Here is a 10,967-nt window from a genome sequence, read left to right as displayed (position 1 = left end):
TGATGCAATCAGGGCGGCCACATCATCGACGCAACCCCAACGGGCAGTGCCGTGTACGGGCGGAGGCTCGCGCAGTTTTTGCTCCTGAGCTTCAGCTATCTCCCGCGCCTTGCGGCCGATGGCCGTGCCCGGCGACGGGAGTCCTTCTCTCCGGCCATGCTCAAGCTCGACGGCCGTGCGCTGGCGCGCCTCGCGCCGCTTGCGCTTGGTCTCCAGCCACCAGCTAATCGCAATGATGAACCCAAAAAATACCAAAAATGCCATGCCGCCCCTCTGCATGGGCGCGCGGCGGCGGGGGAGGGGCTGTGTTGCATCCTTGCCTCCCCCGGACCCCCTCCGGCCGTCTTGCCCTCATCGAGAGGAGCAAGTCGGCCGCCTGCCGACGAGGGGGCGGTCGCGCCTGCCCTCTATGCCTCGCTCACGCGCCGCCACCTTGCGGCGAGCGCCGTGAGCTTCAGCCTTGCCTGTAGAATCAAATACTTGTAAACTCGTCGTCAGGCTCAGAGCGCACTTATGGGTTTGGGCCTTCGGGCCTCAAACCCGTGCGCTTCCGTTGCCTCCCGATTTTCCTCTGGTGGCAGCAATCATGAATTCCGCGCCAGTCAAAACAAGGACCTTCAATCTCACGGCTCAGGATGCTGGGATTCGTGGCGGAGTGCATTTCTGCGCTGTGACTTATGCACAGCATAGCTGTGGCTTGTTTGCAGGGAGGGTGCCGCTGGGAGCGCGCTGAGCTGCGATGGCCATCTACAGCTTGAGATTGACGCCAATCGGCAAGACCACCCAGCGCCAACCGTTCACGGCGGCGGCGCACCTTGGCTATATCGCCCGCAAGGAGGCCGCCAGTCACACGATGGCCGAGCGGATGCCCGAGGGAAAAGTGAGCGCGATGCGCTGGATGAGGGCCGAGGAGAAGGCCGACCGGGTGAACGCCAGGGTTGCGGACAAGCTGGTGATTGCCCTGCCCCGTGAGCTCACGCTTCAGCAGCAGATAACCCTGGTCTGGTCCTTCGCCGAAAAGCTGACGCAGGGGCGGGCCTCCTGGTTTGCGTCCATCCATGCGAAGGGGAAGGACCGGAACAACCCGCATTGCCACTTGCTGGTGCGCGACCGCGACATCCACACTCGTCAGCGGGTTGTGATGTTTTCAGCTGGAGCGAAGGAGGCGAGAGAGCGGGCGGCGAAGGGTCTAAGCGCTCCCACAACCTTGCGGGGCATTCGCGCGATGTGGGAACAGAGCGCCAACCAGGCTTTGAAGGATGCCGGGCGTAAGGAGCGCATTGATCGGCGCAGTCTGGTCGACCAGGGAGTTCCCCGCTTTGCACAGGTGCATGAGGGGCCGAACATTCGGGCGATGCACGAGCGCGGGTTCCGGCCGGAGTCGCGGGAGCGGGTCTACCGTAACCGGGCGGTTCGCCGTCGCGGCGTGCCGCCGACGCGGCTGGTCCGCTATCCGGAAATCGACCGGGGGCGCACCCGGATGGAGTACAACGCCGCGCTGCGGCCAACCATCCGTACCACATTCGAAGACCGGCCGAAGGTGCGGGTTGGGGAGTCGCCGCGCGAGCGCGTGCCGGTTTGGGCTCATCCGCCTATTGTGGTGCAAGCGGCGCCGCGCTCCGCTGTTTCCAGTACGCCGGAGCCTATGCGGGCGGAGGAGATATCGTCCTTGGCGCGTCTTCTGCTCGAACAACAGGAACAGAAGCGGTCTGCTGTTGCCCCCGCCGTTGAGCCACCCCGCACAGCCGCTCCTGTCCCGGAAAAGGGACGGCCGCCCGTTGAGACGCCTGAAGGTACTGAGGGAATGCCACTCGCGGCTCGGCTCCTTCGAGAGGTGGAGGCAAGACGCCAAGCGACGACACCTGCTTCGGAGCCACCGCGTCCGATGTCACCAATAGTGCCGAAGCCTCCTACCCCGCGTCAGGACCCGGTTTACCATCAGCCGAGCCGGGCGGAGGGCCTGTCGCCTAATCCGCGCGTATTGAAAATCAAAGCAGAAGAGCGGGAGCGCTCCGCTGCTGCCCGAGCATCTGAGCCACCCCGCACAGTTCCGCCCGTGGTGGAACGACCACGGCCGCCGGTTGAGGCGCCTGCGCGGGCTGATGAATTCTCACTCTCTGCGCGGCTTCAGAAAATGAAAGAGGAGGAGGCCAGACGACAGGCGTCCGAACCTGTTTCGGAACCGCCGCGCCCCATGTCGATGACGGAGCGGCTAAGGCAGGCCAAGGGGCTACAGGGGGCGCAGGCGACGCCTATGCCGCACCGCAACCGCGACCGGGAGCGATGAAACTCCCAAACCTCAGTGCACAATTTCTCGGCACGGTACTCGCTAAATAAAGGAATCGGCCGTATCGTTTATTTATGAAAACCGTAAGTCAAACTTCCTTTAGTTAAACATGGCCGCCGTCCATTCAGCTCGCATTGGGACCATCAAAACAAGCGTCGCAGGCGGCGAGGCCGTGCGCGCCTACATCCCAAAGCCCCTGCCGCCGGAGCCGCCTCTGGATTTGCAGCGCTTATTGAGGCTCATCGAGCGCGCAAATCAAGCTCTTGGCAGGCTGGATGGGATCACATCCATTCTCCCGGCGCCGCCGCTGTTCATTTTCATGTACATCCGGAAGGAAGCCATACTGTCCTCGCAAATCGAGGGGACGCAGTCTTCCCTTTCTGATCTGCTGCTGTTTGAGTTTGACGAGCTGCCGATGATCGAGCTGGACGACGTACAGGAGGTTTCCAACTACGTCGCCGCCATGACGCATGGCCTTGAGCGTCTAAAAGACGGCTTCCCTCTCTCCTTACGGCTTATCCGAGAAATCCATGAAGTGCTGCTGGCCAAGGGCCGCGGCTCCGGCAAGAACCCCGGTGAGTTTCGCAAGAGCCAGAACTGGATTGGAGGCACGCGTCCGGGGAATGCGTTATTTGTGCCTCCACCCCCCGACGAGCTGATGAAATGCCTGAGCGATTTCGAACTCTACCTGCACGACACCAAAACACACCCGCCGCTCATAAGGGCCGCACTTGCCCACGTCCAGTTCGAGACGATTCACCCGTTCCTGGACGGAAACGGACGCCTTGGGAGGCTGCTGATCACACTATTGCTTTGTTCGGAAGGAGCCTTGCGTGAGCCGACCTTGTACCTCAGCCTCTATTTCAAGCGCCATCGCCAGCTTTACTACGAACTCCTCCAGGCCGTTCGCGACAGCGGCGATTGGGAACGTTGGGTCGAGTTTTTTCTTGAAGGCGTGATAGATACCTCTGCTCAGGCCGTTGATACTGCTCGTCGCCTCCTGAGCTTGTTCGATACGGACCGTCAAAAAATATCCGGTTTGGGGCGACCGGCGGCATCTGCCTTGCGCGTGCACGACCTCCTTCAACGCTCTCCGATAATCTCGGCCCCTGAAACAGCGCGCCAGCTCTCGATGTCTTTGCCAACCGTCCTGAAGTCCATCGAGCATCTGGAAACCCTCGGCATCGTAAAAGAAACGACCGGCAAGCGGCGTCGCCGCCTTTTCGCCTACTCAGATTACATGCGCATTCTGACTGAGGGCACAGAACCGCTGGCCCGATAATCCCCGCTTGGTTGCCCGAATCGCCCCGCCCGGCTAAGCTTGGCGCATGAGCGAGGAAGTGGCCCGGCTTCAGGAAGGCATTGACGCGGCCCGCAAGACCTTCGGCGCCGAGCGCGAAGGCCTTGAGGACATGCTCGCACGTGACTTTGTGAGCGGGGTAGACGCAGCCGACACGCTCCTCTCCCTCACCGACGAGTTCGGCCTTGAACACGCAGCAGAGCTTCTGCGCGAGCGACCCGGCGATTTTGGAGAGCTACGCGACGGAATCTCCGGCGATTGGGAGGAGCGCTGCGCTGAAATCATGGGCAAGGTCAGCCGCGCCAGCGAGAGTTTGGACCGCCTTGATGAGCTGACCCATCGCCGTGAAGGGCTGCTGCAACGTGAGGGCGGGCGCGTCATCAACATTCAGGGGCGCGAGTTTGCGTTGCGGGGCGAGGTTCCGGAAGCCGTGCCCTTAGACAAGGCTGCGCTCGAACGCCAACTTTCGGCGACGGAAAGGTTGCGGAACGAGAAGGGGATTGCCCCCGCCGAGCCAAGTCCGGCGCCGACACGCGAGCAAACGCGCAGCCGGTAAACGGAAGGCGCCCGAGGGCGCCCATCACTGTCACGGTCATCGCCGTCCCCGGCTGTACCGTAACTTCATCCTACCAGTTCAAAATGGATGGACAACTGTGTCCATCACCTTTTCTGCCGGTTCCCGCCGCACTCCGGTTTGCAGGTGTGACACAGGGGATACGGTCTTTTGAGGGGTACAAGTGAAAGGGAACAACGGTGCACTTATACATCGCTTTGCGACATAGGTGCGCCCGGAACACGGGCGGCCCGCCGCTCAACCCGCAACGAAGCCATCCCTGTGGCCGTCTATCACTTCGAGGCGCAGATCATTTCGCGTAACAACGACGGTCGTCGCAGATCGGTTGTCGCCGTTGCGGCCTACAGGGCGGCCGAACGTCTGGAGGACCGGCGTCAGGGGATCGTTTTTGACTACCGCGCCAAGCAGGGGGTGGTGCATCAGGAAATCCTCCTGCCCGAGGGGGCAGCGAGCTGGCTTGGCAACCGCGAGACCCTCTGGAACCATGCCGAGAAGCTTGAGAAGCGCCGTGATGCCCAGCTCGCCCGTGAATTCAACATCTCCCTGCCACATGAACTGACGCCCGAACAGCGGCTGGCGCTGATCCGGGGGTTCGTGATGGAAGAGTTTGTGGCGCGCGGGATGGTTGCCGATCTTGCCCTCCATGATCCCCTTCCGGGGGAAAGCGATGCCCGGCATTTTCACGCCCACGTGCTGCTGACCTTGCGGGCAGCGCACGGGAACGGGCTTGCCCGCGTGAAAACCCGCGCATGGAACAGCGATGCCCTTCTCATGCGCTGGCGCCAACAGTGGGCATTCCATGCCAATCGGGCGTTGGAGCTGGCAGGCCATGACGCGCGGATTGATCATCGCGCCCTGCTGGACCAGCGGGACGACGCCCTGCGGCGCGGGGACGAGAACGCCGCGCGATCGTTGGATCGGCTGCCGCAGATTGCCGTCGGACCCGAAGCAGTGGCGCGCCATCGGCGGGGGGTTGCGTACGTCCCCAAGCAGCGGCCGATGCGGAAGCGAAGACCCGACGAAAACCCGGAGCGCGCCTCACGGATTGAACGGAACCGGCAGATTCTAAGGACGAATGCCCGCAAGGCGCAGGCCTATTCCGCGTGGTTTCGCTATCGCGTGGCCCGGCTTGAACAGAGGAAGCTGCGCTGGGAGCGCATGGCGGCGCGAAAGATGTCCGAGGAAGAGCGCGCACAACGGGACAGGATCACCGAGCGCAGGAAGGCATTTGACCGATTGTCCTTTGCCCATTGCCTGCACAGGCTGGGGCTCCTGACAACCGCACAGCTCAAGGCCGCGCGGCTTGCCGCCTGGGCGACGCTGGAGGAGGCGCAGCGGCTTGAGGTGGAGCGGCGGTTTGCGAAGCGGGTGGCTGAGCACCGCCGCCGTGAAGCGAAGAAGCGGCTGGCTGGCCGGGCGCGCCGCCGCCGCGCCAGCGATCCCAAAGGCCATTGAAACAGCTCTCGTTAAAATAGACCAGTCGTTGTGCCCTGACCGGCGAGCGGGAACTGCCGGTCATGAACACCAGCACGTCGTTCCGGGGCAGGCGGAGGATTTCCGAGGGGTCGAGAAGGGGTCGTCCGGCTTCCGCGAACCCCGCCTGTGCATGATGCCGGACGACAGCGTCGGAAGCCTGGCTGATGCCGAGGGAACGACTGGTGACGGTGGTCTGCCCGAGCTGTTCGGAAAGCATTCTGGCGGTTGCCGCGTCATTGACCGCGAATGCGACCTGCACGGCTGAGTTCGCGATGATGGACTTCGCGCGGGAATAGGTGCTTTCGAGCTGGTGGACGTCCTGAAAGATCAGGATGGCGCGGCCGTAGGCCCGCAGGTAGCCCATGCCTTTCTCCAGAGGTTCGAGGTAGCCGAGCGCCGCACATTCATCGAGGAGGAACAGCGGCCGGTGCGCCGGGGGCAGGGAGACGCGTCCCGCGCGGAACACCCCGTTCATGGACAGCCCGACCATGACCCGCAGGAAACCCGCATACACCGAGAGCAACTCCTCGGGGACGATGAGGTAAAGGCTCTGGGGCGAGCTGTAGAGGCTTTTGAGATCGAAATCCGACCAGCTGGACACGGCGGCGGCTGCGCCGCCCGCACTCCACGGCTCGGTGCCTTTGAGGATGTTGGAGAGGATGTTTGAGGTCTCCTCGACGTCGAGGGTACGGAGCAGGTGTCCGGCGACCTCACGGACCTTGGGCGTGGGCGACCCTTGCATGGTCTGGAGCGTTGCTTCGAGCACGGCCCTTGGGGCACAAAGCATGCGGTGGAGCTCGGCGAGCGTCCTGAGCGGCGGCGCTTTCTGGTAAGTCTCGGCGACATAAAGCACGAAGCCGGTGAGGACATCATGCGCGCGGCGCCGCCAGTGGCCTTCCTCGCGCTTGTCGTGCGGCAGCATCAGGTCCGCGAGCACCTTGGCATCGTCGAGCGCGGTGGCGGAGCCGGGGACGATGATGTCGAGCGGGTTGAAGCTGTGGGAGGCGGCGGGGTCGGCAAGGTTCAGCCGCCAGACGGGGCCGAATTCGCTGCGGCGGCGCGCCGTGACGGCGTAGTTCTCCCCCTTGGGATCGGTGCAGACGACGCTGCCCCGGTAATCCAGCAGGTTCGGCACGACGATGCCGACGCCCTTGCCCGCGCCTTGTGGCGCGAAGACGATGACAGAGCCTTCCGGCTGGTTGTAGCGCAGGAGCTTCCGACCGGACTTGGCGAGGATGAGCCCCGAGCCCTTCAGGTTCCCGGCGCGGCGGAGATCACGCCTGGTCGCGAACCGTGCCGAACCGAAGGTGGTGGGAGAGCCCCGGATATGGCGCAGGAGGATCTTGAGAAGGAAGCGCGACGCCAGAAACGCGACGCGGAAGGCCCCCTGAAGAAGCCTGAGCCACTGCCGGAAGATCCACCACACCACCGGAGCAGTGTGCTAAGGCGATAAAGTAAAGGTCAAATCGGACGCCTATCGTCTTGGCAGGAATATCCCGGTCGGCATGTGTGGCTGTGTGGGCGTACGCATGCCGACATGTCCACATGCAATCATGTGAAGGTGTCTTACCTGCTTCGGGACTGCTCCCGGGATCGCTCCCAGGGGCGGGGTTCAGCACGGTGGGAGCGGCGCCAGGCGTCGAACTCCTCCCGCGTCATCTTGGGCGCCTCGGGGACTTTCTTTATATGAGCCGGTGCCTTGGTCGGAGGTCGGCGGCCCTTCCGCAGCGTCTTGAGCTGATGTCTCCTTGAGCGGTTTTGTGTTCTGGTTAGCCCCGCAATCCTCAGATGTCTGACACGGCGCAGAAGCTTCCAGAGCTTGAGCAGGCGGCGGGGTTTGGCGCGAGGCGGCTTTTCCTTCCGCTCGATCTTCGTCGGGCGGGGTTCGGGCGGCGTTGAACCGAACAGGATCGGGAGGTATTTGAACAGCGGCAGGAAAGGCCACGTATAGAACAGCCCCGGTCCCCGCGTGAAAAAGCGCCAGATTGGTGAGGTGTCGTGTCCGCTCATACTGTTGATTGTATGATGATTCGCGGAAATGCGCGCCGGAGGCGGCGCAGATAACGTGTTGTTTCTTCGCAGGCGCCTGACGACGCCGCTTTCTTGTTGGGCAGCATCGTTGCCCCGCGCGCGTGCTCTTGGCAGTCTTCTTTACAAAAAGGAGAGCAAAAACAATGAGCGAAGCGCCAGCACGCGGCAATTTCATTGCCGGTCTCAACCGGGGCAAGGAGATGGGATCGAAGGATCCTGATTTTACCGGCCGTCTCGGCGTTCCCGGACGCGAGCATGAGCACCGGCTCGTGCTCTGGACGCACCGGGACTCCCGGGGGCGGGCCTATTTTGCAGGGTCCATCAACGGGCTTCCCATCGACGGGAACGCGCTTGCGCAGATCGAGCGGCTGGCCGACCAGCACCAGACCGCAACCGGGGAAGTGCTTGAGGTCGCGCCGAACCTGGAGCTTGGGCCGCGTCAGGTCATCCTGTTTCATAACGGCTTCAAGGAACCGCAAGCGACCGACACGCCCGAAGAGGCGGAAAAGCGGGCGAAGCGGCCTGATTTCTGGGGGCGGTTGAATCCCGGCGACGGCACGCCGGGGGTGGCGCTGTCGGTCTGGCTTCGGACGGATCGCTACCAGAACCCTTTGCTGACCGGCAGCACGAGTTACCCCATACCGGGCCGGACGGATGGGCTCGACGAGCAGGCTCCCGATCAGGCATCCGCCGAAACCGGTCGCAAGGGCCGCCGCCGCTCGGGTGACGAGGGTAGGGACGAGCGTTGACTGACGGCACCGCCCGCTATCTCACCGAGCGGGCAATGGCGGAGCTGGAGCAGTTCCGGGTGCGATTGCGCCGGTCGGTTCTGGATGAAACCACGGCCCTGTCGGCGGCGCTGGTGCGGCAGTTGCCCGGTGTTGGGGTAACGGTGAATGGCAGGGCCGCGCCGCCCGCGTCGTGGACGGGGCGGATGCTCTCCCTCCATGTATTCGTTAAGCGAACCCGCGACAGTCTGCTTCTCCTCAGCCATACGATGCTCGACCAGACCGCGCGACAGGATGAGGACGGGCGTCCGTTCGGCTGGACTTGCTCTCTCCGGCAGGAGTTGCATGGGGCCGATCTTGCCGTTTTGCGCGCGCGGGAGATTGCGGTCACCTATTCCGGGGCGCTGGGGGATGAGCCGCTGCCGGTGAAGCTTTCGGAGGCGGCGCAGGAATTTGCGGCGGCGCTGGAGGCTGGGCGGTTCACCATCGGGGTCTCCGGGCTCGTGCAGGAGATGGCCGCCGCCGCGCGGCCGCTTCTGCCCCAAAAACCCGAGCACCGTTCCAGCAGATCCGGGCGCGGAAGGTGAAGCGGCGGCAGGCCCGGACGATCCTCTATCGCCCGAAGGAGGCGTTCATCACCGGCATGACGCAGTCGGTGTGTCTTCAGCTTTACCGGCATTGGGCTTCGGGGGAGGGACCGTTCCGGGAAGCGTTGGAGCCGTCGCTTGATGCTTTCATGCGGGCGACGCGGCATTGCTACCGGACGCGCGAGGAGCAGGAGGTTCACTGGCGGGCGATGGTTCTGGAACGACTTGAGAAGGCGCCGGGGCGGCTTGCGGTGCTTTTTGGGGACCGCTCCGGGCTTCCACCCGTCGTGATGGCGGAAGAGCGTTTGCGGAGCATCCTGCGGCGTTGCCCGGTGCTGCCGTCGCCGTCTGCATGGGGCCTGATGGATGCCGGGCTCCGGCAGGCCTATGTCGACGGGGTGCTTTATGCGCTGCTGGAGGTTGGGGTGGAGACCGAGGTCTCTGCGCGGGTTGAGCGAGGGCGGGAGGCGGTGGCGTATTGTTTCAGTGGGCGCACGGCCAGAGATTTCGGGGGAGCACACGAAGCAGTGGCACGGTTGACTGCGGGATATTGAACACGCTGGCGCCTCAGCGCACTCGCTCGCGATAATGGTTTAAATAATTGAATAACTAAATCATTAATCATCTCCGCACGCAACGGACTCCGTTGCTACCGCTCTTACCGTTGTAATTCTGGTTGCCGTCGGTAAAGCGCTGGATCCACACGACGTCGCTAGTGACCTCCGTGGACGACCAGTACCAGTCCCCGTTCGTTGTCTCAAAGCCACCGATGGCTACGCGGTTGGTATACAGAATGTTCAGTTCGTTCGTGCTCGGCAGGTACCAGTCGGTATGCCCGCCGGTGCTCAGCCCGTTACAGTACACTGCCGCCTTGTAGGGAGACGCCGGGTAAGCATCCCCCGAATCATCCAGCGCTGCCAACCCCAGTGTGTTGGCGCGCCCTGTGACCATTGAAGTAAAGCCGGTCACCTTCCAGTTGGAGGTGCCGTTGTTCCATGTCTTCGTCAGGCGGCTGCCCGTGCAGATACCGCCGGAGAGCGTCATCCCCGCATCGCACGGCGTCGTGTACATCGGCACGATGCCATCAGGCGAAGTTCCGGCGTAAATCGTGCCATCCGGGCAGGTGCCTCCGACGGTAATACCGGCCGAGCATGCTGATGCAGTGGTGACACTCCAGTTGGAGGAGGTGGTGGCACCGACGGTTACCTGCGTGGCTACCGTGTTGCCCGCCCCTGCGGAGGATGTCTGCCGGATGGCGATGGTATCTCCGCTGGTGAAGCCAGCATAGGGCGAGATCCCCCACACCCCGTTGCGCGCAATGCCGGTGCAGGTGTTGCAGGTGGCGGTGAGTGTGCCTGTAAACCCGGAGAGCGCTACGGCATTGCTGGAATACGTGACCTGAATGGTGGCACCGGTCACATCCGTGAAGCTGAAGGCATTGGGGCCGGTCAGCGAGGCGGTCGTCACCATCCATGTCCCGGAATCCTTGCCGCCCACATGCGCGACAGCTGTGACGGCGGTTGCGTTATTGGGGCTGGATGTGACCCGGATGGCAATCGTATCCCCGGCGGTGAACCCGGCCACGGTGGTGCCGCCCCAAGAGCCGTTACGTGCAATCGCCGTGCAGTTTGTGCAGGTGGCGGTTTGCGACCCCACGAACCCGCTCAATGTCACCGCATTGCTGGAGATGGTGGAATTGACCGCCACACCGGTCTGGTCGGCAAAGCTGAAGGCGTTGGGGGTGGGGGTTTGGCTGAACACGGCCTGCCAGGCATTGCCGTCGCAGTACCCCAGCGAGGTGCCGGAATAGCGCAGGGTGCCCGCGCGGCTGGCATCGCAGGTAACGCCCGTGCTGGAAATACGGATTTCTCCGGCGAAGGAGGCGGTGGTGGCGGTAATGTTCCCACTGGCATTGATGTTCCCCGCGCCCAGCGATGGAATGACCGCTGCCGTTGCGCTGATGGTGCCGTTAACTTCTAGAGCG

8 protein-coding genes and 2 pseudogenes are annotated in these 10,967 nt (G+C 63.4%); 7 read left to right on the top strand and 3 right to left on the bottom strand.

The window, feature by feature from the left end:
• Positions 1 to 264 (bottom strand): annotated as a pseudogene (locus tag T281_RS13475) (hypothetical protein); the annotation flags it as partial.
• Positions 265 to 739: 475 nt separating this feature from the next.
• Between T281_RS13475 and T281_RS17905 the strand changes: the two are divergent.
• The 4 genes and pseudogenes from T281_RS17905 to mobQ all read left to right on the top strand — a co-directional run.
• Positions 740 to 2,287: a MobA/MobL family protein gene (locus T281_RS17905; RefSeq protein WP_052037488.1), complete on the top strand. Its 1,548-nt coding sequence runs from the start codon at positions 740 to 742 to the stop codon at positions 2,285 to 2,287.
• 109 nt (positions 2,288 to 2,396) lie between these two features.
• Positions 2,397 to 3,569 (top strand): Fic family protein, encoded by a 1,173-nt coding sequence (locus T281_RS13465; protein ID WP_052037487.1) that lies wholly within the window; start codon positions 2,397 to 2,399, stop codon positions 3,567 to 3,569.
• A gap of 46 nt (positions 3,570 to 3,615) precedes the next feature.
• Positions 3,616 to 4,143, top strand: coding sequence for a hypothetical protein (locus tag T281_RS13460; protein ID WP_037240070.1), 528 nt, complete (start codon positions 3,616 to 3,618; stop codon positions 4,141 to 4,143).
• A 279-nt stretch (positions 4,144 to 4,422) separates the two neighbouring features.
• A pseudogene (gene mobQ, locus T281_RS19585) lies at positions 4,423 to 5,019 on the top strand (MobQ family relaxase); the annotation flags it as partial.
• 430 nt (positions 5,020 to 5,449) lie between these two features.
• Here the strand turns inward: mobQ and T281_RS13450 are convergent.
• On the bottom strand, positions 5,450 to 7,066 hold the full coding sequence (locus T281_RS13450) for a type IV secretory system conjugative DNA transfer family protein (protein ID WP_037240053.1): 1,617 nt from the start codon (positions 7,064 to 7,066) through the stop codon (positions 5,450 to 5,452).
• 745 nt (positions 7,067 to 7,811) lie between these two features.
• On the opposite strand from T281_RS13450, the gene T281_RS13445 reads away from it, so the two are divergent.
• From T281_RS13445 to T281_RS13435, 3 genes are read left to right on the top strand one after another with little or no spacing between them, the layout of a single operon-like run.
• Complete coding sequence (locus T281_RS13445; RefSeq protein WP_037240050.1) at positions 7,812 to 8,417, top strand: hypothetical protein; 606 nt, start codon at positions 7,812 to 7,814, stop codon at positions 8,415 to 8,417.
• Positions 8,414 to 8,983 carry a hypothetical protein gene (locus T281_RS13440; protein ID WP_155955252.1) on the top strand — a complete coding sequence of 190 codons (570 nt, stop codon included), beginning with the start codon at positions 8,414 to 8,416 and terminating at the stop codon, positions 8,981 to 8,983. The genes T281_RS13445 and T281_RS13440 overlap by 4 nt, the downstream gene beginning before the upstream one ends.
• Positions 8,980 to 9,537, top strand: coding sequence for a hypothetical protein (locus T281_RS13435; protein ID WP_037240044.1), 558 nt, complete (start codon positions 8,980 to 8,982; stop codon positions 9,535 to 9,537). Before T281_RS13440 ends, T281_RS13435 begins: the two co-directional genes overlap by 4 nt.
• A 67-nt stretch (positions 9,538 to 9,604) precedes the next feature.
• Here T281_RS13435 and T281_RS13430 read toward each other — a convergent pair.
• Positions 9,605 to 10,967, bottom strand: a 1,363-nt coding sequence (locus T281_RS13430; RefSeq protein ID WP_037240041.1) for an Lcl C-terminal domain-containing protein, incomplete at its 5' end; no start/stop codon positions are given.

Source organism: Rhodomicrobium udaipurense JA643 (genome assembly GCF_000636015.1).
Lineage (GTDB): Bacteria > Pseudomonadota > Alphaproteobacteria > Rhizobiales > Rhodomicrobiaceae > Rhodomicrobium > Rhodomicrobium udaipurense.
This window is presented reverse-complemented; position numbering and strand designations above follow the sequence as displayed.